This window comes from Terrabacter sp. NPDC080008 (genome assembly GCF_040702505.1).
Taxonomy (GTDB): Bacteria; Actinomycetota; Actinomycetes; order Actinomycetales; family Dermatophilaceae; genus Terrabacter.
In genome coordinates this window covers 66,486-90,478 of the sequence record NZ_JBFBLC010000001.1, presented here as the reverse complement: position 1 = coordinate 90,478, position 23,993 = coordinate 66,486, and the positions used below count along the sequence as shown (strand labels likewise).

Annotated in this window: 20 protein-coding genes and 1 pseudogene; 5 read left to right on the top strand and 16 right to left on the bottom strand. The window is 74.2% G+C overall.

Going from position 1 to position 23,993, the window contains the following annotated elements; genetic code table 11:
• Positions 1-55 precede the first annotated feature (55 nt).
• Positions 56-970: an aminoglycoside phosphotransferase family protein gene (locus AB0316_RS00440; protein ID WP_366271262.1), complete on the bottom strand. Its 915-nt coding sequence runs from the start codon at positions 968-970 to the stop codon at positions 56-58.
• 109 nt (positions 971-1,079) lie between these two features.
• On the opposite strand from AB0316_RS00440, the gene AB0316_RS00435 reads away from it, so the two are divergent.
• The 3 genes from AB0316_RS00435 (at position 1,080) to AB0316_RS00425 (ending at position 2,801) form a co-directional block, all read left to right on the top strand.
• Positions 1,080-1,490 (top strand): hypothetical protein, encoded by a 411-nt coding sequence (locus AB0316_RS00435; RefSeq protein WP_366269506.1) that lies wholly within the window; start codon positions 1,080-1,082, stop codon positions 1,488-1,490.
• A 63-nt stretch (positions 1,491-1,553) separates the two neighbouring features.
• Positions 1,554-2,162, top strand: a complete 609-nt coding sequence (locus AB0316_RS00430; protein ID WP_366269505.1) for a thymidine kinase — start codon at positions 1,554-1,556, stop codon at positions 2,160-2,162.
• An 81-nt stretch (positions 2,163-2,243) separates the two neighbouring features.
• Positions 2,244-2,801, top strand: coding sequence for a DinB family protein (locus tag AB0316_RS00425; protein ID WP_366269504.1), 558 nt, complete (start codon positions 2,244-2,246; stop codon positions 2,799-2,801).
• On the opposite strand, the gene AB0316_RS00420 is transcribed toward AB0316_RS00425, so the two are convergent.
• The 8 genes from AB0316_RS00420 to AB0316_RS00385 form a co-directional block, all read right to left on the bottom strand.
• Positions 2,791-3,441, bottom strand: a complete 651-nt coding sequence (locus AB0316_RS00420) for a hypothetical protein (RefSeq protein ID WP_366269503.1) — start codon at positions 3,439-3,441, stop codon at positions 2,791-2,793. The two genes, AB0316_RS00425 and AB0316_RS00420, sit on opposite strands and share 11 nt — an antisense overlap.
• A 58-nt stretch (positions 3,442-3,499) precedes the next feature.
• Positions 3,500-4,744 carry a VWA domain-containing protein gene (locus AB0316_RS00415; RefSeq protein ID WP_366269501.1) on the bottom strand — a complete coding sequence of 415 codons (1,245 nt, stop codon included), beginning with the start codon at positions 4,742-4,744 and terminating at the stop codon, positions 3,500-3,502.
• On the bottom strand, positions 4,741-6,960 hold the full coding sequence (locus AB0316_RS00410; protein WP_366269500.1) for a DUF5682 family protein: 2,220 nt from the start codon (positions 6,958-6,960) through the stop codon (positions 4,741-4,743). The genes AB0316_RS00415 and AB0316_RS00410 overlap by 4 nt, the downstream gene beginning before the upstream one ends.
• Position 6,961: 1 nt before the next feature.
• Positions 6,962-8,059 carry an AAA family ATPase gene (locus AB0316_RS00405; protein WP_366269499.1) on the bottom strand — a complete coding sequence of 366 codons (1,098 nt, stop codon included), beginning with the start codon at positions 8,057-8,059 and terminating at the stop codon, positions 6,962-6,964.
• Positions 8,056-9,621: a DUF5691 domain-containing protein gene (locus AB0316_RS00400; RefSeq protein WP_366269498.1), complete on the bottom strand. Its 1,566-nt coding sequence runs from the start codon at positions 9,619-9,621 to the stop codon at positions 8,056-8,058. Before AB0316_RS00400 ends, AB0316_RS00405 begins: the two co-directional genes overlap by 4 nt.
• Entirely contained in the window at positions 9,618-10,925 is a 1,308-nt protein-coding gene (locus AB0316_RS00395; RefSeq protein WP_366269496.1) for an SWIM zinc finger family protein, read from the bottom strand. The genes AB0316_RS00400 and AB0316_RS00395 overlap by 4 nt, the downstream gene beginning before the upstream one ends.
• A 107-nt stretch (positions 10,926-11,032) precedes the next feature.
• Positions 11,033-12,316: an MFS transporter gene (locus AB0316_RS00390; RefSeq protein ID WP_366269495.1), complete on the bottom strand. Its 1,284-nt coding sequence runs from the start codon at positions 12,314-12,316 to the stop codon at positions 11,033-11,035.
• A 5-nt stretch (positions 12,317-12,321) separates the two neighbouring features.
• Positions 12,322-13,035: a B12-binding domain-containing protein gene (locus AB0316_RS00385; protein WP_366269494.1), complete on the bottom strand. Its 714-nt coding sequence runs from the start codon at positions 13,033-13,035 to the stop codon at positions 12,322-12,324.
• A 159-nt stretch (positions 13,036-13,194) separates the two neighbouring features.
• On the opposite strand from AB0316_RS00385, the gene AB0316_RS00380 reads away from it, so the two are divergent.
• Positions 13,195-14,220: a hypothetical protein gene (locus tag AB0316_RS00380; RefSeq protein ID WP_366269492.1), complete on the top strand. Its 1,026-nt coding sequence runs from the start codon at positions 13,195-13,197 to the stop codon at positions 14,218-14,220.
• Positions 14,221-14,243: 23 nt separating this feature from the next.
• Here AB0316_RS00380 and AB0316_RS00375 read toward each other — a convergent pair whose 3' ends face one another.
• The 3 genes from AB0316_RS00375 to AB0316_RS00365 form a co-directional block, all read right to left on the bottom strand.
• A complete protein-coding gene (locus AB0316_RS00375; protein ID WP_366269490.1) occupies positions 14,244-14,564 on the bottom strand; it encodes a DUF2853 family protein in 321 nt (106 codons plus the stop codon).
• 67 nt (positions 14,565-14,631) lie between these two features.
• On the bottom strand, positions 14,632-15,429 hold the full coding sequence (locus AB0316_RS00370) for a peptidoglycan-binding protein (protein WP_366269488.1): 798 nt from the start codon (positions 15,427-15,429) through the stop codon (positions 14,632-14,634).
• Between the two features lie 352 nt (positions 15,430-15,781).
• A complete protein-coding gene (locus AB0316_RS00365) occupies positions 15,782-16,756 on the bottom strand; it encodes a helix-turn-helix domain-containing protein (RefSeq protein WP_366269487.1) in 975 nt (324 codons plus the stop codon).
• A 58-nt stretch (positions 16,757-16,814) separates the two neighbouring features.
• On the opposite strand from AB0316_RS00365, the gene AB0316_RS00360 reads away from it, so the two are divergent.
• Complete coding sequence (locus AB0316_RS00360; RefSeq protein ID WP_366269485.1) at positions 16,815-18,029, top strand: hypothetical protein; 1,215 nt, start codon at positions 16,815-16,817, stop codon at positions 18,027-18,029.
• Here the strand turns inward: AB0316_RS00360 and AB0316_RS00355 are convergent.
• The 4 genes and pseudogenes from AB0316_RS00355 to AB0316_RS00340 form a co-directional block, all read right to left on the bottom strand.
• Entirely contained in the window at positions 17,962-18,411 is a 450-nt protein-coding gene (locus AB0316_RS00355; RefSeq protein WP_366271260.1) for a cation transporting ATPase C-terminal domain-containing protein, read from the bottom strand. The genes AB0316_RS00360 and AB0316_RS00355 overlap by 68 nt on opposite strands.
• 67 nt (positions 18,412-18,478) lie before the next feature.
• Positions 18,479-20,533, bottom strand: a pseudogene (gene mgtA, locus AB0316_RS00350) (magnesium-translocating P-type ATPase); the annotation flags it as partial.
• 165 nt (positions 20,534-20,698) lie between these two features.
• On the bottom strand, positions 20,699-23,773 hold the full coding sequence (locus AB0316_RS00345) for an AAA family ATPase (RefSeq protein WP_366269484.1): 3,075 nt from the start codon (positions 23,771-23,773) through the stop codon (positions 20,699-20,701).
• Positions 23,770-23,928, bottom strand: coding sequence for a hypothetical protein (locus tag AB0316_RS00340; protein ID WP_366269482.1), 159 nt, complete (start codon positions 23,926-23,928; stop codon positions 23,770-23,772). Before AB0316_RS00340 ends, AB0316_RS00345 begins: the two co-directional genes overlap by 4 nt.
• Between the last annotated feature and the right edge of the window lie 65 nt (positions 23,929-23,993).

The following is a 23,993-nucleotide window of genomic DNA, read 5'->3' as shown; positions in this document are numbered from 1 at the left end:
CACGTCACCCCCACGTCGGGCCCACACCACTCCCGAAGCACTCACGTGAGGCGCGTCAGGCCAGCTCTGCCACGACGGCGCGCACCATCCGGCGGCCGTGCTCGGCCATCCGGGGGAAGGTGTGCCGGTAGTAGCCGATGCCGGTGAGCGACGGCGCGAGTGCCCAGCCGCAGGCGCGCAGCCACGTCGCGTCGTCGGGCGCGACGGCCTCGCGGTAGACCTCCCGCGCCCTGCCCGTGAAGGTCCAGAGAGCCGGTGCGAGGTCGGGAGCCGGGTCCCCGACGCCGATGGCGCCCCAGTCGATGACGCCCGTGAGGCGGCCCGGGTCGTGGCCTGCGCGATGGCCGACGACGAGGTTGCCCGGCTGCAGGTCGCCGTGGATCCACACCGGGGCGCGGTCCCACTCCGGTGCGGCCAGGCAGGCCTCCCAGGCCCGCCCGGCGGCGTCGAGGTCCAGGCCGTCGTCATGGGCGCGCAGGTCCTCGAGCGCTTCGCGGACGTCGGGGTCGACGTGGCGCAGCGGCGTGCCCCGGGATCCCGGGGGCTTCGTGGGACCACCGTCCGGGTCGAGCGACTGCAGGGCGAGCGTGAACGCCGCGAGGTCGCGGGCCAGGGACACGTCGTCGGAGCCCATCCGGGGAGGCGTCGTGCCCTCGACCCACGGCACGACCGACCAGCGCCACGGGTAATCGGTTGACGCCTCCCCGACATGGGCGGGCACCGGGACCATCGCCGGCAGGTGCGGAGCGAGGCGGGGAAGCCACCGGGCGTCGGACTCGGCCTGGCCGGCAGCCCACCCGACCTTCGGCATACGGACGACGAGCTCCTCGCCGAGCCGGAAGAGCACGTTGTCGGTGCCCTCGACGTCGCCGGGCAGCACGGCCACAGGCAGGGCCGCCCACTGCGGGCACTGCTCGGCGACGAGCCGGCGCACCAGCTCGGGTGTGGCACGGACCTCGTCGGCATGCATCGGCACCCGGTCACGCTAGGCGTCGGCGCGTTCCGCGCGCGAACCCTTTGCCGGTTCAGTACGGTCGGCGCACCGGCGCGCAGTGGCGCCGGACGACAGGGGAGTCGCCATGGACGAGGAGTCGAACGGTGGCCAGCGGCCTCGGGTGGACCACCGGGCTCCGGCGCCGGCGCAGTACGCCGACACGGGTCCGGAGTCCCCGCTCGCTGCAGCGGAGCGCGCGATGCGCCGGCCGGCGGCTACCGGCCTGGTCGCGTTGCTCATCGTCCTCAACCTCGTCATGTGGGCCTGGTTCGTGCAGCACCAGGACGACCAGCTCGAGATGCTGCGGTCGGACATCTCCCAGGCGGACGCCGTGGTGCCGACGCCGAGCACCGACCCGACCCTGTGCTGGCTCATCGGGGCCTCGGCACGTGCGGGCGGGCACGGCTCGGCGCTGGCCGGGCAGCTGTCGGCCTCGGGCGTCCTCGACGACTGCAGCCAGTCCGCGATCCGGGGCGTCGACGGCGAGGGTCCCTGACCGGAACACCGTGGTCCAGCCCCTGGTCCGGGCTGTCGTGGGCGGCAGATAGCGTTCTCGCCCGTGACCACGATCGACGCCGTGAGCCAGCCCGTCCGCACCGTGCCCGGGGTGTCGCTCGACGTCGTGCTCGGGCCGATGAAGTCGGGCAAGAGCCTGTCGCTGATCTCGATGCTGTCGCCGCTGCAGTTCACCCGGGTGCGCCACCGCGTCTACCAGTCCGAGCGGCACGTGCGCGACACCGGTGTCACCTCACGCAGCGGTGGGGAGCTCGTGACGACGAAGGTCGCGACGTTGCGGGAGGCGCTCGCCGAGCCGCTCGAGGTGGTGGCGGTCGACGAGGTGCACATGTTCGGTGCGAGCGACGTCGCCGTCATCGAGCAGCTCCTCGCCCGTGGCACCCGCGTCGTGGTGGCCGGGATCGACCTCGACCACCGCGGCGAGCTGTTCGCCACGGTGCGCGCCCTGCTCGAGCTCGGTCCCGACACCGTCGCCTACCGCCGGGCGGTCTGCGACCGGTGCCGCGACTTCAGCGCGACGCACACGCAGGTGCTCCGCTCCGGTGAGCCGTTCCTCGAGCACCTCGGTGGCTCGGAGGCGCTGCCCGACGACGGCACCTTCAGCTACGAGGCGCGCTGCCGCTCCTGCTTCGTCAGGCCCGCCAGGTCCTGACAGATCGCATTCCGAGTCAGTGCCCGGGGTTGCCCCACGTTTCCCCCGAGTGGGCACGTGCCGGATGGCTACGCTCCCGCCATGAGCGACCTCGAGAGCGCATCCGCCCCCTCCCCGACGAGTCCAGAGGCGGAGGACCTGCTGCGGGTCCTCGAGCGCAACCGTCGGACCTTCGCCTGGAAGACCGCCGGCCTCGGTGGCGACGGCCTGCGCGCCACCACCGCGGCGAGCTCGATGACGCTCGGCGGCCTCGTCAAGCACGTGGCACTCGTCGAGGCGGACTGGCTCGCGGTCAAGCTCGCGGGCCAGGACTACGGATCGCCCTGGGACGCGGTCGACTTCGACACCGACCCTGACTGGGACTGGCGCACCGGCGCCACGGAAGCACCCGACGACGTCTACGCGCTGTGGCGCGACGCCGTCGAGCGGTCACGACGCGTCGTCGGGGCCGTCATCGAGGAGCGGGGTCTGGACGGCTTGGCTTCATTCACCTGGCCGAACGGGCGCACGCCGTCGGTGCGGGCGATGCTCCTCGACATGATCGAGGAGTACGCCCGCCACACGGGTCACGCGGACATCCTGCGTGAGGCCGTCGACGGCCGCACGGGTGAGGGTGCCCCGGAGGAGTTCACCTTCTGACCGCGGCGCCCGGTGCCGCGGTCGTGCGTCCCGGGCTGCGGTCGGCCTCGAGGGTGCGGACGACGAGGCTGGCTCGCTCCCACGGGCGCTCGGCCGCCAGGAACGGCTCCTCCGCCCCCATCCAGTCGTCCCAGAAGCGCTCCGCCTCCTCCGTCGTGCGACCCAGCTCGACATCCCGCCGCAGGCCACGCTCGCGCGCCTCCACCCGGTCCGACTGCACCCACACGACTGCGTCGGCGTGCGGAGCCAAAGACTCGCGTCCCGCACCGACCCCCTCGAGGACGAGGACGCGCACGCCCTCTGGCACCGACACGGCACCGTCGCGCCGGTGCCTGACCCACGCAGGTGGACGGAAGCTGACGCCCTCGCCGCGACGCCATGGGCCGAGGACGTACTTCAGCGCGAGGTCGTCCCACGCGACGGCGTCGTGGTTCCAGGACAGGTCCTCGCTGTGCACGACGGCGCCGTCGAGCAGGCGCGCTGCACGCTCGGCGAAGATGGTCTTGCCGCTGCCGGACCGCCCGTCGACGAGCAGCACCCCGCGGCCGTCCCCGAGCAGCTCGGTCAGCAGGGAGGCCAGCTCGGCGTCGTCGACGTGCCGCCATGGCCCGGCCTCGGTCCCCCCGGGGTGCAGTCGCATGGCGCGAGTATGCCGTCGCGTCGTGATCGGAGGCGCCCGACTTTCGCGGGTGCCGGGCTCACCCGGCGGGCTCGCTCTCGTGTGTCGTGACGATGTCGTTCGCGGCGGCCCAGGCGGTGATGTCGCGCTTCTCGATCGCGGTCGCCATCAGGTCGGGGAAGCGGTCGGGGGTGCACGCGAAGGCCGGCACACCGACGGCCGCGAGCGCGGCCGCGTGGTCGGAGTCGAAGCTGGGCCGGCCGGAGTCGCTCAGCGCGAGCAGTGCGACCATCGTCGCGCCGGACGCGACGATGGACGAGGCACGGCGCACCATCTCCTCGGCGATGCCGCCCTCGTAGAGGTCGCTGATGAGCACGAGGATCGTCTCGCCGGGCTGCTCGATGAGGCTCTCGCAGTAGGCGAGTGCCGAGTTGATGTCGGTGCCGCCGCCGAGCTGCACCCCGAAGAGCAGGTCGACCGGGTCGTCCAGCTCGTCGGTGAGGTCCACGACCGAGGTGTCGAAGACCACGAGCCGCGTGTCGACCGACCGGAGCGAGGCGAGCACCGCCCCGAAGACGCTGGAGTAGACGACGGACTCGGCCATCGAGCCGGACTGGTCGATGCACAGGATGATCCGCCGCTCCACCCGGTGCGCGCGGCGGGCGTAGCCGACGAGCCGCTCGGGCACCACCGTGCGGTGCTCGGGCTGGTAGTGCTTGAGGTTCGCGGCGATGGTGCGCTGCCAGTCGATGTCGGCCGCCTTGGGCCGGCGCGTCCGGGCGGCCCGGTTGAGCGCGCCGGTGACGGCCTGCACGGTCTCGCTCCGGACTCGCTCCTCGAGCTCGTCGGTGACCGTCCGGACCACGGCCCGTGCCGTCGCGCGCGACCGCTCGGGGATCACGCGGTTCAGGCCGACGAGGGTCGCGACGAGACCCACGTCCGGTTGCACCGCCTCCATGAGCTCCGGCTCGAGCAGCAGCTGGGTGAGGCCGAGGCGGTCCATCGCGTCGTGCTGCATGACCTGCACCACCGACGACGGGAAGTAGCCGCGGATGTCGCCGAGCCACCGCGCCACGCGCGGGGCGGAGGCGCCGAGGCCGCTGCGGCGCTCGCCGTCATAGAGCTCGCGCAGCGCCTCGTCGCGCTTGAGGTCGTCGGCGTCGAGGTCTGCGAGGTCGCCGATGCCGTCGGACTGCTCGCCGCCGAGGACGAGCCGCCAGCGGGTCAGCCGGTCCCGCCGCTGCTGGCGCTCGGGCGCCGTCTCGAGCGCCGGCTCCGGGGCGGACTCGGGGTCGATGCCGTCGTATGCCGTCGGCTCCGTCACGACGCCACCTCCAGTCCCAGCAGGCGCGCGACCGCTGCGACGGCGGGCGCGGCGCGGTCCAGGTCGATCGACTGAGTGGGCGTCGCTGTGGAGGGCCGTCCGCTCGCGAGGTCGCGCAGGTGCGTCCCGATGAGGCGACGCTCCGCCGGCTGGTAGCGCGAGAAGGTGCGGCGCACGAGCGGAAGGAGGTCCTCGAACGTCTCCTCGGAGGCGTCGGCCAGCCACTCGTCGAGGATGGACAGCAGGTCGTCGCCGTGAACGAGCAGCAGGGCCTCGCCGGTCAGGAACCCGTCGACCCAGGCCGCAGCCGCCGGGGCGGGCGTGCCGGGAGACAGCCGACGGCTCAGGCGAGCGGCCGCTTCCTCGGGGGTGAGCAGCGCGCCGTCGAGCAGCAGCCGGTTGACCCGTCCGGCGACGGACCCGTGGATCGCCTCGTCGCGGCCGACGGTCACGAGCGCCTCGGTCCACGGGCTGCGGAGATCGTCGCGGTCGACGAGGGCGATACCGCGGTGCGCCGCCTCTACGGCCGCACGCATGGCGGCCGCGCTGTCGTCGTCGAGGCTCGAGCAGGCGGCCCGCAGCCCGACCGAGGCACGCACGACGACGGTCTGGAGCACGTGGCTGACGTCCGCGACGTCCAACCCGCGCACGTCGCCGTAACGGCAGGTGCGGGCGAGGGGCTCGACCGTCTCGAGGAGGGCGCGTGTGTCGTGCTGCCGGGCCGTGCGCTCGGCCAAGGCCGCCACGACCGCCCGCAGCCCCTCGGGCAGGTCGGCGAGCAGGCACTCCTCGATGAGCCGGCCCAGGGCACCGAGGTCGGGCGCATCGCGCGCCTGCTCCGTGATGCGGGACTCGGCCGCGCTGCCGACGGTCGTGCCGTACAGGCTGGCCTCGATGACGGCTACCGCCAGCTCGGGGGTCCACTCGAGCTCCCAGGCCTCCTTGAAGGTGCCGAGCGTGCGGCCCGTCTCGACCGGGGTGCCCCACGGCACGTCGAGCACGCGGAGCCGGTGCAGCAGCACCGAGCGCGCGAGCTGGGACTCGCGGCGCAGGTCGAGCTGCACGACCGTGGAGGAGGCGGAGGGCTTGAGCCGCAACGACTTCTGCTGCCTGGCGAGGTCGCTCGCGAGCGGCACCATCGGCGTCGAGTCGGGGACGCGGCCCAGCTCGTCCCCGATGACGAGGGCCCGGTCGATGAGCCGCAGCGGCTGGTCGGACCCCTCGGTCAGGACGGCCCGGGCCGCGTCGGTCAGCTCGGCGAGCCCCACCGACGGCCGTCCCCGGACGGTCGCGAGCGCCCCGGCCAGGCGCGTCGCCTCCACGACCGCGGCGGTCGACGTCTCGAGGTTCTCGCCGCGCAGGGTGCGCGCGACCCGGACGAACCACGACGGCACGACCTCGTCGTCCGGGGTGACGAAGAGGTGGTGGTACCACCCCGGCGAACGGACCCCGGCGCCGTAGCCACTGGCATACGACAGCCGCTCCGAGCTCCACGGTGCCCACGTGGCGGCGACCTTGACCTTGGGCAGCCTGCTCAGGAGGGCGTTGTCGTGGCTCGCCGGTGGGAAGGACGCCGGGTCGAGCACGGGCGCGTGGTAGGCCCCGCAGACGACCGCGATGCGCTCGCGGCCGGCGCGCATCTCGGCGCGGATGACCCTGCGCATGAAGGCTTCCCGTCGTTCGTCTTCGTCGCCCTCGAGGGTGCCGCGGACGCCCTCCATCGCCTCGCGCAGCTGCGCGAAGTGCGTGAGGGAGGAGGTGCGACGGTGCTCGACGGCGTCCTCCCACCAGCGCTCCGGGTCGTCGTAGCCGGCGGCCCGGGCAAGCGCGGTCAGAGGGTCGACCCGCTCCCTCGGACGCCGCGGCGCATCGTCTGAGTCCGCGCCGGCGAGGGAGTGGGCGGCCGGCAGGTCGGCGAAGCGGACCTCGACGCCGTGGGCGAGGGCCCACCGCAGCGCGACCCACTCGGGGGAGAAGGACGCGAAGGGGTAGAAGGCTGCTCGTCGCGGCTCGTCGACGACGTAGACGAGCCCGGCCACGGGTGGCACGAGGTCGGGGTCGGCGGCGAGGGGGACGAGCGCGTCGAGCTCGGGCGGTCCCTCGATGACGACGACGTCGGGCAGCAGCTCCTCGAGGGCGCGCTCCACGGATCGCGCCGAGCCCGGACCGTGGTGGCGGACCCCGAGGACCTCGACCTGCGCCTGCGCCGACGTCATGTCAGCCCAGCTCGCGGCACGCGCGGTAGAGGTCGGTCCACTCCGAGCGGTCCTTGACGACAGTCTCGAGGTACTCCTGCCACACGATCCGGTCCTGCACCGGCTCCTTGACGATCGCACCGACCAGGCCCGCAGCGACGTCGTCGGCCCGGACCACGCCGTCGCCGAAGTGGGCGGCCAGCGACAGCCCGTTCGTCATGACGGAGATCGCCTCGGCCGTCGAGAGCGTCGACGACGGCGACTTCACCGTCGTGCGCTGGTCGGCCGTGACACCCGAGCGCAGCTCGCGGAAGATCGTGACGACGCGCTCGATCTCGGCCAGCGACTCGAGACCCGGGGGCAGCTCGAGCGACTTGCCGAGCGAGTCGACGCGGGAGCGGACGATCTCGACCTCCTGCTCGAGCGAGTCGGGGAGCGGCAGCACGACGGTGTTGAACCGGCGCTTGAGGGCCGATGACAGGTCGTTGACGCCCTTGTCGCGGTTGTTGGCCGTGGCGATGACGTTGAACCCCTGCTGCGCCTGAACCTCCGAGTCGAGCTCCGGGATCGGCAGGTGCTTCTCGGAGAGGATCGTGATGAGCGCGTCCTGCACGTCGGCGGGGATGCGGGTCAGCTCCTCCACGCGAACCAGCGTGCCCGTCTCCATCGCCCGCATGACGGGGCTCGGCACGAGTGCGGCGCGGGTCGGTCCCTCGGCGAGCAGGCGGGCGTAGTTCCAGCCGTAGCGCAGCGACTCCTCCGGGGTGCCGGCCGTGCCCTGGACGACGAGGGTCGACGAGCCGCTGATGGCCGCGGCGAGGTGCTCGCTCACCCAGGTCTTCGCCGTGCCCGGCACCCCGAGCAGAAGCAGGGCCCGGTCGGTGGCGAGCGAGGCGACCGCGACCTCCACGAGCCGGCGCGACCCGAGGTACTTCGGCGTGATCTCGGTGCCGTCCTCGAGCGTGCCACCGAGCAGGTAGGTCGTCACGGCCCACGGCGACAGTCGCCACCGGGGAGGCCGGGGACGGTCGTCGGTGGCCTCGAGCGCGCCGAGCTCGGCGGCATACGCGTCCTCGGCGTGAGCCCGCAGAACCGTGGTGGCAGTGGTGGATTCGCTCATCTGAAGGCCTCGGTGATCGATCGCTTGACGGAGTGGAACTGGAGCAGGTTGCGCAGGTTGGTGGTCAGCGTCTGGTCGGCGCCGGTGGAGGCGAGCCAGCGCTCGAGGGGGTCGAGCGCCGCAGGGTGCAGCCCGGCGAGCAGCTGCGGCATCGTCGCGACCACCATCGCCGAACCGAACTTCGAGGCACGCAGCCGCGAGACGAGCGCGACGCTGAAGTCCGGCGACCACGGCGGGTCGACGGCTCCGACGACGGCAGCGATCTCGTGCGGCCGCTGGTTGGTCGCATCGACGCGGGTCAGCACGACCCGCTCGCGGCGCTCACGGGGCAGGGCGGGCACGAGCGTAGGGTCCCAGCCCCGCTCGAGCAGGGCCGCCGCCCACTCCGGGTCGCGCCTCACTGCAGCCGCACGCCGTATGCCGGCCAGTGCGTCCGCCGTCTGCGCGTCGGTGAGCCGCTTGACCGTCGCAGGCGGGTCCGCGCCGGTGAGTTCCGGCCAGATCTCGAGCGGTGCGCCCGCGCAGAGCTGCTCGAGCCACCAGCCGCGCGCGGACCGGCGCGGCGGCGGCTTGCCGAGGCCGTCGCGCACGCCGGCGGCGTCGGGCTCGTCGGGCAGCAGGACCTCGAGGCCCCGACCGAGCATCCCGGTGCGGCGCACGAGGGGCCGCAGCCGCTCGGCCATGCGCGCGGCTCGGGCGGAGGTGGGCAGGGCGTCGAGGAGCTCGGTCGCCACCTCCCGCACCGTGCCGGCGCGGTCGTCGAGGGCCGACTCGAGGAGCGGCTCGTCCTCGGGTCCGAGGCCGATGCGCAGCACCTCGAGGTGCGCGCGGCGGTCGCGCGCCGAGTCGGTCGCCCACGTCGAGGCCACCAGCTCCCGGCCCTCGCCGGGGTGGTGTGCCCGTACGGCGGCCAGCACGGTGACGCGGTCGGCGGACGGCAGACGCGCCCACTCCCCGTGACCGGGGACCGCCTCGGTGCTGCGTGAGGCCGTGCGGGCCTCGGCCCCTGCGGCCGCTTCCGCCACCCACGACCAGTCGGGACGCAGCCCGGCCAGCCACCGGCCGCGCTCGTCGACGACGCCGGCCACGGGCCGGCGCAGCTCGCGTATGCCCGTGGCGAGCTCGAGCAGCGTCGGCAGCAGGGCGTGCGGCACACGGCAGCCGGCGTCGTCGGCTGCGCGGAGCCAGTGGACGAGCAGGCCGGTGCGCTGGGCCGCCCCGGCGGGCGGCTGGGTCATGACGAGCTCGAGCAGCTGGACGGCCCGCCGCGGCGCGACCGGACTGCGGTCCTCGAGGGCGGCCTGGGACGCCTCGGCGCGGTCGAGACGACGGCCGGCTCGCAGTGCCGCACTGCCGAGCGCCGCCGCGTCGAGCAGCAGCTCCTCGCGGGGCGTGGCCTCCGCGTGGGCTCGCACCCCCGCCGGTCCGAGGTCGGGCAGCGGCGGGACCGGCCGTCGGGCGGTGCCCACGAGAGCGGCGTTGCCTACCTCGCGCCACCAGCTGTCGACGTCGCCGGCACGGGCGCCGGGGCCCGGCCCGGTGACCGGGTGTGCAGCGGTCACAGCGCCATCACCTCGTCGTCGACGACCACCGACAGCGGACGCAGACGTGACTCCTCGAGTTCACCGAAGAGTCGCGCCGGACGGCCACCGGTCAGCGCGAGCAGCGGCCACACCGCGGCGTCGTCGGTGAGGCGCACGCTGGCGCCGTCCGCGTCGACCACGTGGTCCACGCCGGCCCGCGCGTCGGCCAGGACGACCGGCACCCGCCGCGCCCAGGGGTTGAGCCCCCACGCCGCAGCGGCCGCGGACTGCGCGTCCTCGAGGGTCGAGCCGGACGGCATACGCACGCGGTCCTCGGCGACGAAGGGCTCGTCGACGAAGAGCGCCCGCCGCACCGCGGCGCCGGGGTAGCGGGCCAGCGTCGCATCGAGCGCCGACCCGACGGCGCGAGCGACGGGCAGCACCTGCCCGCCGGCGGCGAAGTCGAGGACCTGCACCGTCTCGCCGGTGGCGACGCCGCGCAGCCACGTGCGCTGCTGCTGCAACCGCCCGTCGTCGCTGCGGTGGGCGCCGAGGACGAGCCAACGGTCGGTGACCGCGTCGGCGCGCCGGACCGACTCGCTGCTCGTGGCCCAGCCGAGGTAGGCCCGCAGGTCGCCGACCTGGGCCTGCGACAGGGCGTCTCGCCGGGCCCAGGCGCGCGTCGCCGTCCACCACCGCCCGAGCGCGACGAGCAGTCGTTCGGCCCAGTCGGCGCCGCCGGCCACGGACCCGCCGACCGAGCGCACGTCGTCGGCCAGTCCGGGCAGCTGGGCGTCGACGAGCCGCGCCGCCGTGCCGTCCCACCACGCATAGGACTGCTGCCGCGCGGACGCCGTGCCGCTACGGACGAGGTCGGTGAGCCAGCGGGCGAAGTCGTCCATCCCGCCGTCCATGAGGGCGAGTCGCTCCTCGAGCCGCCTGGCCGCCGCGGCGGGGTCTGGGGTACGCGTCGAGCGGGCCGCGTCGCCGGCTGCCCTCGCCTCCGCGCGCGCCGACCGCTCGGCCGCCCACTCCCGGGCGAAACCAGCCGCCTCGGCGGCATCGGCCACCGATCCGGATCCCTCGACCCACAGCATCAGCAGCGCCAGGCCGTGCTTGCACGGGAACTTCCGGCTCGGGCACGTGCACCGGAACGCCGGCCCCGTCAGGTCGATGCTGACCTGATAGGGGGTCTTGCCCGAGCCCTGGCACTTGCCCCACAGCAGCGTCTCGGTCGAGCCGGTGTCGGACCACGGGCCCGGCCGTGCCAGCCTCCGGGCAGCGGCCAGCGAGGAGGCATCGGGGGCCAGGCCGGCCACCTGGGCTGGGGTCCATCGCGTCATGACCCGCTCATCATGACCGACGCCGCCCACGACGACGTCCCACACGACCCCGGACGTAGGTCCGTTTCGGCGCACCGAACGCTGCGTTCGGTGCCGAACTCAGCGTTCTAACGCAGCTTTCGCGACCGAACGCTGCGTTCGGTCAGCGATGCCGGGTTCGGGTCCGAGTCCGAGTCCGAGGCCGGGGCCGGGGTCGGATCCGGTCGCCCACCGGGCAGGACGACGAGCGCGAGCCCGAGCGCGACGACGGCGAGCGCCACCACCGCGCCGACGACCGCGGCCCACCCCGGGCCGGAGAACGCATACCCGAGCACCCAGCCGACGAGGGCCGAGCCGCTGTAGTACGCCACGTTGTAGAGCGCCGTCGCCTGCGCCCGTCCCGTCGTGGCGCGCGCACCCACCCAGGCCGACGCGGTGGCGTGTGCGGCGAAGAAGCCGGCCGTGAGCACGAGCAGCCCCACGACGACGAGCGCCAGCGAGCCGGCCAGCGTGACCAATGCCCCGACGACCATGGTCAGCGTCCCGGCCAGCAGCACCCGCCGCCGGCCGAAGCGCGGCACCCACTGGCCGGTCAGGCGCGAGCTGACGGTCCCGGCGGCATACGCGGCGAAGATCAGCGACCCGACCGTCGGGGGCAGCGCGAACTCGGTCCCCTCGAGCCGGAAGGCGAGGTAGTTGTAGACGGCGACGAAGCCGCCCATGAGCAGGGCGCCCTGGGCGTAGAGCGCCAGCAGTGCCGGGTCGCGCAGGCTGGTGCGTATGCCGTCCGCGACGGTCCGCGCGCTCGCCGCGCTCGTGGGTCGGTAGCCCCGAGGACGCGGCATCAGGCGCAGGAAGACGACCGACGCGAGGGCGCAGACGCCGGCGACCGTGAGCAGCGCGGGCCGCCAGCCGACGAGTCCCGCGAGCGGCCCGGCGATGAGGCGCCCGGCCGCGCCGCCGATCGTCGTGCCCGAGATGTAGGCCGCGGCCGCCGCGGCGGTGGACCCCTCGTGCACCTCGTCGTGAAGGTAGGTCACGGCCAGGGCCGGGATGCCGCCGAGCGCCATGCCCTCGACGAGCCGCAGCCCGAGCAGCACCCCGAGGTTCGGCGAGAGGGCGACGAGGACGCCGAGCACGGTGGAGGCGACGATCGCGACCTGCATGGCGCGCAGGCGCCCCACCCGGTCGGCGACCCACGACCACGGCAGCACCGCGAGTGCCACGCCGAGGGTGGCGAGGGAGACGGAGAGCGCGGCGTCGGCCGGGCTGACGTGCAGCCCGCGGGCGAGGGTGGGCAGCAGGCCCTGCGGGGAGTAGAGCTGCGCGAAGGTCACGACGCCGGCGGCGCCGAGCCCCACGAGGATGCGGCGGTACTCCCGGCTCGCCGGCAGGTGTCCGTCCCAGCTCATCTGCGTCAGACGGCGGTCGGCTCGTCGAGGTCGTCCAGGTCGTCCAGGTCGTCCAGGTCGTCCAGGTCGTCGAACGGGCCACCCGTGCGGCCGAGCTCGGCGTGGACCGAGCGGGCCGCCTCGCAGGGGTCGCCCGAGAGGACGGAGGCGTGGCACAGCCCGGCGACCTCCTCCGTCGCCCCGCGCGCGGCCAGCAGGACGGGGGTCGTCTCGGCCATGCGCCGCAGCGCCGGGGCCTGCGCCGCGAAGGCCGTGGTCCGGTGGGCGGAGAGGATGACGACGTCGGGCTCGAGGGTGCGGCAGGAGTGCACGAGCTCGGCCGTCGGGGTGCTGGCGCCGAGGTAGCAGGTGCGCCAGCCGAGGCGCCCGAGGGCGATGGTCGTGGCCATCAGGCCGAACTCGTGGCGCTCGCCGGGCATGCACGCGAGGACGGCCAGGGGGCCGCCGGCGGGCTCGTCGGTGCCCATGAGCACCGAGAGCCGAAGCCGGATGACGTTGCTGGCGAAGTGCTCCTGGCCGACCCCGATGGCGCCGCTGGACCAGCGCTCGCCGACGTCGTGCAGGTAGGGCAGCACGACCAGCGTCAGCGCGTCCTCGACGCCGAGCTCGTCGAGGACCTCGCCGAGCACGCGGTGACCGCCCGTCTCGTCGAAGGCCTCGAGGGTCCCCTGAAGGCGCGCGCGCCACTCGGCAGGAGTGGTGCGGCCGGGGGTGGTCATGGGCGGGCTCCTCACGTCTGCTCAGGTGGCCCGGGAACGTCCGGGCCCGAACCGACGCTACGTACCCACCCGCTCCCGGTCAGCCACGCCCGTGACCGAACCGTGCCCTTGGGGCGCAAAGTCGGTTGCGGGAGGGCGCGTCGCCGAAAGGATGGTCGTATGCCGTCCGCCAACCCTGTGCCCGCCGCCCCGGGGCTCGTGGTGGCGTGCGACGAGTCGGGTTCCGAGGGTGAGCGGCTGGTCGGGGGCAGCACCGACACCTTCGCGCACGCGAGCGTCGCGGTGAGCACGGCGGTGGCCGAGGAGACGATCGCCCGGGTCCGCGTCGAGGCGCGGTCGCCGGCGACGGAGGTGAAGGCCGGGGTCGTGCTGCGCCCGCAGAACCAGCGGGTCCTTGAGTGGCTGCTCGGCGACGGAGGGCCGCTGCTCGGGCACTCGCACGTCCACCTGACCGACAAGGCGCTGCACCTGACGGGGCGGATGCTCTGGCTGCTCGGTGACACGGCAGACGGGGACACAGCAGACGGGGACACAGCAGGCGGAGGCGTGGACGGGGCCGCGCGCGAGCTGCACCGCCGTGCGGTCCGCGTCCTCGGGCGCGCGGCCTGGCTGGCGGTCCTCGGCACCTTCAACGACGTGGTCCGGGCCCGGTCCCTCGAGGAGGCGACAGCAGGCGCGTCGGTCCTGACGCGCCTCCTTCGGGAGGTCGGCGGCCAGCTGGACGGCGCGAGCCCGGTCGCCGGCTGGTCCGTGCCGCTCGACCCCGAGGGGCTGCTGCGGCTCGTCGCGCGGGGCCGCGGCGCGCTCGACCCCATCGTGCCGGCGCTCGCGGAGACGCTGCGCCACTGGGGATCCGTCGGTCGGCCGTTCCTCGTCGTGCACGACGTCCAGGGGGCGCTGACCGAGGCAGCGGTCCGCACCGCTGTCACCGCCAGCGGCACGGGCGCCTCAGGGGCCTTCACGGGCCTGCGTTTCGTGGAGTCGCACGCCGACCCGCGGGTGCAGCTCGCCGACTTCCTGGCGGGAGCCGTGCGGCGCGTCGCCTCCGAGGTCCTCGCCGGCGACGCCGACCCGGCTCTCGTCGCGCTCGCGGCGCCCTACCTCAGTGCGAGATCGGTCTGGCTGCAGCCGTGGCCGGCAGGGGCGGAAGACGCCACGTCACTGACCCGGGTTCCGGGTCAGTGACGTGGACGTCGTCGGGTCGTCGGTCAGCGGAAGAGGTCGAGCTTGCCGTACTTCTCCGCCAGCAGGTAGTAGACGGTGACGCGGTTCTTGGTCCGGTCGTCCTTCAGCTTCTGTCCCACCTCGGCCAGCGAGGCGTCCAGCTCGGCGTCGGACTCGGTGAGCCCGAGCTTCTTCTTCATGAAACCGTCACGCACGCGGTCGAGCTCGCTCTTGTCGCTGAACGACACGAGCGCCGAGTCGCGCTTCTGCAGCGCGATGCCGCAGTGGCGGACGATGCCCTTGATCGCGGCATCGTCGGCGTCGGGGGAGTACTTGCGGACGTCTGCTGCCCAGTCTTCTGCCATGCGCCGAGCTCCTTTGCATCAGTGGAACGGAACAGGACGGACGTACCCGCGCGGAGGTCCCTCGCCGTCAGGCGGTGAGCTTCGCCCAGGTGCGGACCCCGACGATGCCGTCCGCGCTGAGCGTGCGTGACTGCTGGAAGGCCTGCACCTTCGAGGCAGTGGCCGCGCCGAGGACGCCGTCGGCGGTGAGCCGGTAGCCGTGGAGCGTCAACAGCTTCTGGGTGGCCACGACGGCCTGCCCGGTGGAGCCCCGCCTGACCGACACGACGAGCGCCGACCACGTCTTCGGCCCGACGACGCCGTCCGCGGTGAGCCCCCGGGACCGCTGGAAGGACTGGACGCGACTCTGGGTCGTCGGACCGAACGCACCGTCGACCGTGAGGCTCTGGCCCCGCTGGCGCAGCAGGTGCTGGACCGCCGTGACGCGGAAGCCGCTGGCGCCGCGCCGCACCGTCGTCCAGGTGACGGTCGCGGGCGCCGGGGTGCCGCCCCCGCCGCTCCCGTCGCTCCCGCCGCTCCCGCCGAGGCGCGCGGCCAGGGCCGCGAGCCGGGCGTCGCCGGGGCGCACGTTGATCTCGAAGTGCATCTCGTCCTTGCGGCCGGAGTAGTCACCGCCCCAGCGGACCACCCCGTCGCAGGCATCGAGGATCGAGCGGATGTGGGAGCGCTGTGTGGCCGTGAACGTGCCTGCCTTGCCGAGGGGGTGACGAGGGGCGTTGAGGTCGATGGCGGTGCCGCTCGAGTGGTTCGACAGCGACGTGCTGCCGGAGATCGCGCGGTAGCTGTGGCCCCAGCACCAGCCCTTGACGAGCGCCTCCACCTCGCGGTCGAAGCGGCGGCCGACGTAGCCGAGGACCACGTGCACGTCCCCGCGCCGCACTCCCGCCGGGAACGTCGCGGCCCCGACTGCCAGGCTGCCGAGCGGGATCGCCGACGACGAGCCGGCCGGCCAGCCGTTCTGCGAGGTGGCGGCCTATGCCGCCGTCGCCGTCGCCGTCGCCGTCGCCGCGAGGATGCCACCGCCGACCACCAGGCCGCCGGCGCCGCGGAGCAGGGTGCGGCGGGCGACGGCGGGACTCTCGGTTTCGTGCAGCTCACACAAGTCGACCCCAGATCGTGAGTTGGTCGGTGCGCGGGCGCGGGCGCGCCGGCAGCGCCGACGCTAGGGGCGGGTTCCCTTGCCGTACATGGGGAGAACTCCCCGCCCACGACTCAGCTCACCGTGGCGACGGAGCCGTGCCGGACGCGACGAGGGCGTCTCCCGCGGCGGTGCGCCAGTAGAGCACCTCCCGTCCCGACCGGCGCCGCAGCACCACGCCGGCTGCGAGCAGGACCTTCAGGTGGTCGCCCACCGAGCCCAGCGGCATGCCGGTGCTGGCGACGAGACCCGTTGTGCTGCAAGGGCTCTCGAGGGCGATGAGGAGGCAGGCCCGGGCCCGGCCGACGAGGCGCTCGAGCCCGTCGGAGGTCTCACCCGCCACGGGCGCCAGCGCTCCTGCGACGGGGTAGTAGACGGCATACCGGCTCGGGAGCAGCCAGCCCACCCAGTGGGCCCGGTGGTTGACGGGCACGAAGAGCAGGTCGGCGTCGTCGGGCAGCACGCGGGAGGGCAGGTCGTAGTGATTGATGCGCAGGTGGCCCGCGCCGACCCACTCGCGGTCGCGGCCGAGGTCGCGCAGCACGGCTGCCCACCCGTGCGTGGCGAGCCGGGAGGTGCGCGACACGACGTCGGCGCGCAGGATGCGCTCGCGCCGCGCCCAGTCGGTCGCCAGCACGTGCGTCCACACCCAGTCGAGCAGCTGCGCGGCCTGCTCGGCCACGCCGTCGCCCTGAAGCACGTCGGGGAGGCGCCCGGTGGCCGAGCTCTCGGCGAGCTGCTCGCGCACGAGGTCGTCCCCGAGCGCGCGCACGTCGTCCAGCTCCTCCGCGAAGCCGCGTCCGCCCGCGGCGGGCGGCAGCGACAGCCAGTCGGAGATCCAGCCCTTCCGCCAGCTGTGGTCGAGCACCGCGCGCCGCACCGGGTGGGCCTCGAGCATCGCCCGGAAGGCCTCGCCGTGCGCCGCGGCGAGGGCGCGGCCCTCCGGGTCGGACGGGCGCACGAGGTCGTTGAGGGCTCCGGCGGCCTCGATGCGCGGCGAGACGACGAAGCGGCTGCGCGCGAGCAGGTCCGCCGAGATCTGCCAGGTCCCCATGTTTCGCCTCCGCCCGAAACATTAGCGTCGCCGGCCGCCGACGGTCAGGGTGAGCAGCGTGACGACCTACCGCCAGCTCTTCGCCGTCCCCGAGTTCCGGGTCCTCTTCCTGGTGCAGTGCCTCAACATCGGGTCGTATGCCGTCGCGTCCCTCGCGCTCGGGACGATCACCTTCACGGCCACCGGGTCCCCGGTGCTGACGGCGCTCGCGATGTTCGGGGCGCCGCTGATGCGCATCGTCGGGCAGACGCTCTTCGGCTCGGGCTCGGACCTGGTGCGGCCGCGCACCGCCCTGGTGGTGGTCGCGACGACGACCCTCGTCACCGACCTGCTGCAGGCGCTGCCCGGACTCGCCTGGGGCTGGCGCTTCGTGCTGCTGGCGGTCGGCCCGCTCGTCACGTCGGCCTTGGGCGGCAGCATGATCGCCCTGGTCTCGGACATCCTGCCGCCCGACGGCTTCATCCTCGGCCGGGCCACGATGAACATCGCCGTCGGCGGCATGCAGATCGTCGGCTACGGCGTCGGCGGCCTGCTGCTGATCCGGTTCACCACCACGCAGCTCTTCCTCGGCTCGGCCGCCGCCCTGCTCGTCGCGGTGCTGCTCCTGCGGCTCGGCCTGTCCGACCACCCGCCGCGGCACTCCGGTGCGTCCGTCGTCCGCCGCACCCGCGAGGTCAACCGGGCGCTGCTCGGGTCGCGCGTCCTCCGGCCGATCTACCTGACGCTGTGGGTGCCCAACGGCCTCATCGTCGGCTGCGAGGCCCTCTTCGTGCCGTTCGCCGGCGAGCGGGCCGGCTACCTCTTCGCCGTGACCGCGGCCGGGATGCTCGTCGGTGACGTCGTCGTCGGGCGCTTCCTCCCCGTTGCGGTGCGCGACCGGCTCATCGGCCCGCTGCGCCTGCTGCTCGCCGTGCCCTACCTGGGCTTCTTCGCCGTCCCGTCGCTGCCGTATGCCGCGGCGCTGGCCTTCGTGGCCTCGGCGGGCTACTCGGCGAGCCTGCCCCTGCAGGAACGGCTCGTCACCCACACCGACGGTGCGGCGCGCGGTCAGGTGTTCGGCCTCCAGGGCACCGGCCTGATGGTCGGGCAGGCGGTGGGCGCCCTGCTCGGTGGCACGGTCGCCGGCGCCCTCGGGGTGGGGCCCGCCGCTGCGGCGCAGGCGATGGGCGTGATGGCCGTCGCCTCGGTGCTCGTCTCGGTGGCCCTCACACCCGGGCTGCGCCGGTCGCGTCCGGGGGCCGAGGTCCTCGCGGGCGTTGCCGCCCGACGCTGAAGCGGGCGGCCCGCCGGCGCAGGAAGCGCCTGGTGAGGCTCGTCGGGACGCCGGCGCGTGCTGGCGCGGCCGGTCGGTAGAACCACAGCTTCCCGAGCTCGACGAGCCCGAGGTAGGCCACGACCATGACGACGAGCGCCGCGAAGAAGTCGCCGGGCAGCGGGGCGAAGCCGAGCGGCGCGGCCAGCGGGGTGGCCGGGATGAGGGCGGCCACGACGACGACGCCGATCGCGGCGAGGGCCAGCGGCAGGCTCGGCCGGCTGCGGAAGAAGGGCACCTTGCGCGTACGGATGGCGAAGACGACGAGCGTCTGCGTGGCGAGCGACTCGACGAACCAGCCGGACCGGAAGAGCTCGGGCCCGGCATGGAAGCCCCACAGCATGACCCCGAAGGGTGATGAAGTCGAAGACCGAGCTGAGCGGCCCGAAGACGAGCATGAAGCGACGGATGAAGGCGATGTCCCAGTGGGAGGGCCGCAGCAGCTGCTCGCGGTCCACCTCGTCGGTGGGGATGGTCAGTTGCCCGGTGTCGTAGAGCAGGTTGCCCAGCAGGATCTGCGAGGGCAGCATCGGCAGGAAGGGCAGCACGAGCGAGGCGCCGGCAGCCGAGGCCATGTTGCCGAAGTTGCTCGACGTGCCCATCAGCACGTACTTGAGCGTGTTGGCGAAGATGCGGCGGCCCTCGACGACCCCGTCGGCGAGCACGTCGAGGCTCTTCTCGAGCAGGATCACGTCGGCGGCGTCCTTGGCGACGTCGGTGCCGGAGTCGACGGAGATCCCGACGTCGGCCGCGTGCAGCGCCAGCGCGTCGTTGACCCCGTCGCCGAGGAAGGCGACACCGCCGCCGCCGTGCCGGTGCGCACGCACGATCCGGGCCTTGTGCTCCGGGCTGACGCGCGCGAAGACCGTCGTCGCGGTGACGGCGTCGATGAGGTGCTCGTCGTCGATGGCGTCGAGGTCGCTGCCCGTCAGGACGGCGTGGCCGGGCAGCCCGAGGTCGTCGCAGACCTTGGCGGCCACGACCGCGTTGTCTCCGGTGACCACCTTGACCTGGACGCCGAGCGCGGAGAGCCGGCCCAGCGCCTGCTCCGCGTCGGGCTTGGGCGGGTCGAGGAAGACGAGCAGGCCGTGCAGGCGGAGGTCGTGCTCGTCCGCCGCCGTTGGGTCCCGCTCCACCGTGACGGGGCGACTGGCCACGGCAACGACGCGGTTGCCCGCGGCGAACTCTGCGGCAAGGGCGGCCTGGGTCTCGGGCCGGATGTCGACACACCGTCCCAGCACCGTCTCGGGTGCCCCCTTGGTGACGAGCCGCAGGGCTCCGCCGGGCTCGCGGACGACGACCGAGACCATGCGACGGTCGTGGTCGAAGGGCAGCACGCCGAGCACGGTCTCGTCGGCGAGCGAGACGCGTACGGCTCGGGTCGCCGGCGACTCCCACAGCGCCTGGTCGAGCGGGTTGGCGAGCACGGTCTCCGCCCCGCTCGTCACCCGCTCGGTGCACAGCAGGCCCCAGTGCACGACGTCGTCGGAGCGTTGGCCGGAGACCGGCACGGCACGCGCGTAGTCGATCCGGCCGGCGGTCAGGGTGCCGGTCTTGTCGGTGAAGAGCAGGTCGATGTCGCCGAGGTCCTCGATGCAGACGAGCCGCTTGACGAGGACCTTGCGCCGGCTCAGCTGCCGTGAGCCCGCGGCCAGGCTGGTCGACACGACGGCGGGCAGCAGCTGTGGGGTGATGCCGACGGCGATGGCCAGGGAGAAGAGCAGCGAGTCGAGGAACGGCTTGTGCATCAGCACGTTGATCACGAAGACGGAGCCGGTCAGCACGCCGGCCACCTCGACGAGCAGCATCGAGAACCGCCGCAGCCCCACCTGGAACTCGGTGTCGAGCTGGTGCGTGTGCAGTCCGGCCGCGATGGCGCCGAACTCGGTGCGCGGCCCGGTGGCCACGACGACGCCCATGCCGTGGCCGGCGTGCACGATCGTGCCCATCAGGGCACACCCGGAGAGGTCGGCGAGGGCGGCGTCCGGCGCGACGGGCTCGGTGTCCTTGTCGACCGGCTGCGACTCGCCGGTGAGGACCGACTCGTCGCACTCGAGCCCCACGACCGAGATGAGGCGCAGGTCAGCAGGCACGACGTCGCCGCGGCCCAGCTCGACGACGTCGCCGGGCACGAGCGTCGTCACGGGCACCCGGGTGAAGGCGCCGTCGCGCAGCACCACGGCCTCGTGGCTGACCTGCGAGTGCAGCGACGCGGCGGTCTTCTCGGCGCGGTACTCGTTGACGAAGCCGAGACCCACCGACACGAGCACGATGACCCCGATGATGACCGCGTCGCTGCGCTCGCCGACGAAGTAGGAGGCGGTCGCCGCCACGAGCAGCAGCCCGAGCAGGGGGGAGTTGAGCTGGTGCCACAGCACCGGCCACACGCGGGCCTGGTGCGTGGCGACGGCGTTCGGGCCGTGGGCCTCCCGGCGGCGTCGCACCTCGTCCTGGGTCAGGCCCACGGTCAGGTCGACGACCAGGGAGTCGAGGACCTCGGGTGCGGGTCGGCCGGCGGCGGCGCGTGTTGTCGCCGTCGAGGCGGTGGGCGCCAGTACGCCGGAGGTCACCCGATCATCGTGCTCCTCGGCGTTCGTCGCGGGATCGCTTCCGGCGCAGCGAGGTCAAGGTCACGCCAGTCCTCGGCGGCGGGCGATCGCCGCGGCCTCGGTGCGTCCAGAGGCGCCGAGCTTGGCGAGCAGGTTGGACACGTGGACGCTGACCGTCTTGGTGCTGATGTAGAGCTGCCTGCCGATCTGGCCGTTGGTGAGCCCCTCGGCGAGCAGGGCGAGCACCTCGAGCTCGCGAGGCGTCAGCTCGCCCGGGGCAGCAGCGGCCGGGGATCCGGGGGCGGGGACGTCGGGGCCGCCCCTGCCGCGGCGCACGCCGTCGAAGGCGTCGAGCTCGTCGAGCAGCGGCCGGGCTCCGAGCCGCTCGGCGACCTCGCGGGCGCGACCCGCCTCCTGCCGCGCGGCCGCGTCGTCGCCGGCAGTCCGCAGGCTCACCGCCAGCCCCGCGCGGGACCGCGCGATTTCGAAGACGTGGCCGTAGCGCTCGAACGCCGCGACGCTCGCGCGCCAGGCGTCCACGAGATCGGCCACCGGTGGCGGGTCGTCCCGGCCCGCCACCCGCTGCAGCCGCAGCAGCTCCGCCTCGAGGCGGGCGATCCAGGCCCACGTCTCCGTGCTGGTCTCCTCGAGCGGCCCCGGCGCGGACCGCTCGAACATCGGCTGGCTCGCCTTCTCCAGGGCCGGCCGCGGCCGGCCGATGCCGCGGGCTCGGTCGGCGAGCTCGTCGACGAGGGCCAGGGCGCGGTCGCGCCGGCGCGGCTCCGCCCGGGGCGCGAGCGTCGTGGCCTGGCCGGCGACGACAGCCGCGAGCCGCGCCACCGCGTGGTAGTCGCCCCAGGCGGCGTCCAGGATGCGCACGGCGTCCTCGACGAGGTCGATCACGCCCTCGAGGTCACCGGCGTGGCCGAGCAGGTCGACGGCCGGCATGACGGTCTGGACGACGCACAGGCTGTCGACGGGCCACCACTGCCGCAGCTCGTCGAGGACGGTGCGCTCGACTTGCTCGCCGCGCCCGACGTGGACGGAGAGGGCCGCGGCCGTGAAGATCGCGCGCCCGGGCTGGGGCGCCGGTCGGCCGGTGAGGTCGAGACGGCGCAGCGACCCGTCCCAGTCGCCGAGCTCGTATGCCGTGAGGCCGCCGAGCAGGCGGCACTCCTGGCCCCACGGTGCCCATTCGCGGTGCAGGCGGCGCGCGACGGCGGCCCCCTCGTCGTAGAGGGCGAGCGAGGCCGGCAGGTTGCCGCGGCGGTGCGCGAGCGACGCCCGCTGGTGCAGGGCCCTCAGCAGCAGCGGGTCGTCGGGCGCCAGGTCGCGCACGACCGCCTTCAGGTGCGCATCGACCGAGTCGAGGTCCTGCTGGGCCTCGAGGACGCGGGCCAGGATGGTGCGCAGCTCGGCCAGGGTGGCGGTGAGGCCGAGGCGTTCGGCGAGCAGTGAGGCCTCGTTGCCGACCACCGCGGCCTCGACGAACGAGCCGGTGTCGACGAGGGCCTGCACCCGGGCGACGAGCACCCGGACGCGGCGCTCGTCGGCCTCCTCGCCGAGCAGCGAGAGCGCCTCGTCGGTGAGCGCGATCGAGTCGACGGGCAGGTCGAGCACCCGCGAGCGGATGACGAGGGTCGCGAGCAGGTCGGCGCGGGCCCACGGCTGCTGGGCGGCGCCGGGATGGTCGAGCCGGTCGCGCAGCAGGTCGACGGCGCGGATCGGCTCGCCGGCGACCATCGCGGCGCGGGAGGCGAGCAGGGTGACCTCGTCGCGTTCGGGGTCGTCCTCGGCGAGCCACGACAGGGCCCGCTCGAGCAGCAGGAGGGCCTCCTGCGGGCCGCCGACCGCCATGGCGGCCTCGGCGGCCGTCCGGCTCGCGCGGATCGCGGTCGGCAGGTCCCCCACGGCGGCGGCGTGGCGGGCTAGCTCCGAGGCGGGGGCGAGGGCGGGGTGCTCGGCCAGCACGGCGGCATACGCCCGGTGGAGGCGCAGCCGCTCCCCGGGGAGCAGCCCGTCGGCGACGGCCTCGCCGAGCAGGGCGTGGCGGAAGGTGTAGGCGGGCGGCCAGCAGGCCTCGAGGACGTGGTGCTCGACGGCCGCGGCGACGGCGTTCTCGAGCTGCTCGTCGGGCAGGTCGACGACGCGTGAGAGCAGTTCGTGGCCGATCTGCTGGCCGCCCTTGAGGGCGACGGCGTGGAGCACGCGCTGGGCGGTGTCGTCGAGCTGCTCGACCCGGGCCCGGAGCACCCGGCCCAGGCCGCCCGTCAGCGACTGGCCGGCGGCGGCGCTCGCGACGAGCTCCTCGACGAAGAACGGGTTGCCCTCCGCCCGCCGGGCGATCTCGAGGGCGGTGTCCGCGTCCAGCGACGTGCCGTGAGGGGCTGTGCCGCCGAGGGCAGCGACGAGCTCGCGCACCGCGTCGTCGGGGAGCGGGGCGAGCTCGACGTGCTCGAGCCCCGCGATGCGCGCCCACACGGCGAGTGTCTCGTGCAGGGGGTGGCGGCGGTGGAGGTCGTCGGAGCGGTAGGTGACGAGCAGGCCCACGGCCGTGGGGAATCCGCGCGTCAACAGGAGGGTGATGAGGTCCCGTGAGGAGTGGTCGGCCCAGTGCACGTCCTCGACGACGACGAGCGTGGGCTGCTCCTCGCCGAGCGCGGTGAGGAGCGCGTGGACGGCCTCGGCCACCTGGCCGGGGTCGGTGGTGCGGGCTGCTGCCGCAGCCCCGGCCGTGTCGGCCCGGCCGGGCAACAGGTGGGAGAGGCTGGGGTGCGCGGCCACCACGCGCTCCACGACGTCGGGGCGCTCGGCGTCGGCGACGCCGGCGAGCTCGACGAAGGGCAGGTAGGCGAGGTTGCTGCCGGCCTGGCCCACGCAGTGGCCGACCGCGGTGAACCAGCCGGCGTCGCTCGCGTCGGCGACCAGGCGGCCGACGATGCGTGACTTGCCGATGCCCGCGTCGCCGGACAGCACGACGACGCCACCGGGCCGCGCACCCGCGGCGGGGTGCAGCCCGACGGCGTCGGCGAGCCGGGTCAGGTCGGTGTCCCGCCCGATCAGCGGGCCGGTGCGCAGCGGCATACGCGGCATCATCGCGTACTCCGCCGACAGCGGGAGCGCCGTTGCGGAGACGGCGCGGGTCGCCGTCGTCACCGGTCGCGGACCGGGTTGTTCTCCTCGCGGAAGTGCCGTGCCATCGTGCGGCGGACGACCTCGAGCGAGGAGTCCCTGCGGGCGCGGCGGGGCTGCGGGTAGCGGGCCTCGATCTCGAACCGGATGGTGCGGGAGTCGACGTACTGGGTGTTCATGGTCTTTCCTCTGCTGGTGCCGTTCTGGACATCTCCAGACTCGGCGGCTGAGGTAGGCCCCCACA

What these genes read in the sequence shown, in the direction of transcription:
- AB0316_RS00355 (WP_366271260.1), bottom strand. Translation starts at nt 18,411, where the DNA reads ATGCTGTGGGGCTTCCATGCCGGGCCCGAGCTCTTCCGGTCCGGCTGG.
- AB0316_RS00435 (WP_366269506.1), top strand. Translation starts at nt 1,080, where the DNA reads ATGGACGAGGAGTCGAACGGTGGCCAGCGGCCTCGGGTGGACCACCGG.
- AB0316_RS00410 (WP_366269500.1), bottom strand. Translation starts at nt 6,960, where the DNA reads ATGACGTCGGCGCAGGCGCAGGTCGAGGTCCTCGGGGTCCGCCACCAC.
- AB0316_RS00340 (WP_366269482.1), bottom strand. Translation starts at nt 23,928, where the DNA reads ATGAACACCCAGTACGTCGACTCCCGCACCATCCGGTTCGAGATCGAG.
- AB0316_RS00425 (WP_366269504.1), top strand. Translation starts at nt 2,244, where the DNA reads ATGAGCGACCTCGAGAGCGCATCCGCCCCCTCCCCGACGAGTCCAGAG.
- AB0316_RS00385 (WP_366269494.1), bottom strand. Translation starts at nt 13,035, where the DNA reads ATGACCACCCCCGGCCGCACCACTCCTGCCGAGTGGCGCGCGCGCCTT.
- AB0316_RS00440 (WP_366271262.1), bottom strand. Translation starts at nt 970, where the DNA reads ATGCATGCCGACGAGGTCCGTGCCACACCCGAGCTGGTGCGCCGGCTC.
- AB0316_RS00395 (WP_366269496.1), bottom strand. Translation starts at nt 10,925, where the DNA reads ATGACGCGATGGACCCCAGCCCAGGTGGCCGGCCTGGCCCCCGATGCC.
- AB0316_RS00420 (WP_366269503.1), bottom strand. Translation starts at nt 3,441, where the DNA reads ATGCGACTGCACCCCGGGGGGACCGAGGCCGGGCCATGGCGGCACGTC.
- AB0316_RS00380 (WP_366269492.1), top strand. Translation starts at nt 13,195, where the DNA reads ATGCCGTCCGCCAACCCTGTGCCCGCCGCCCCGGGGCTCGTGGTGGCG.
- AB0316_RS00375 (WP_366269490.1), bottom strand. Translation starts at nt 14,564, where the DNA reads ATGGCAGAAGACTGGGCAGCAGACGTCCGCAAGTACTCCCCCGACGCC.
- AB0316_RS00405 (WP_366269499.1), bottom strand. Translation starts at nt 8,059, where the DNA reads ATGAGCGAATCCACCACTGCCACCACGGTTCTGCGGGCTCACGCCGAG.
- AB0316_RS00365 (WP_366269487.1), bottom strand. Translation starts at nt 16,756, where the DNA reads ATGGGGACCTGGCAGATCTCGGCGGACCTGCTCGCGCGCAGCCGCTTC.
- AB0316_RS00390 (WP_366269495.1), bottom strand. Translation starts at nt 12,316, where the DNA reads ATGAGCTGGGACGGACACCTGCCGGCGAGCCGGGAGTACCGCCGCATC.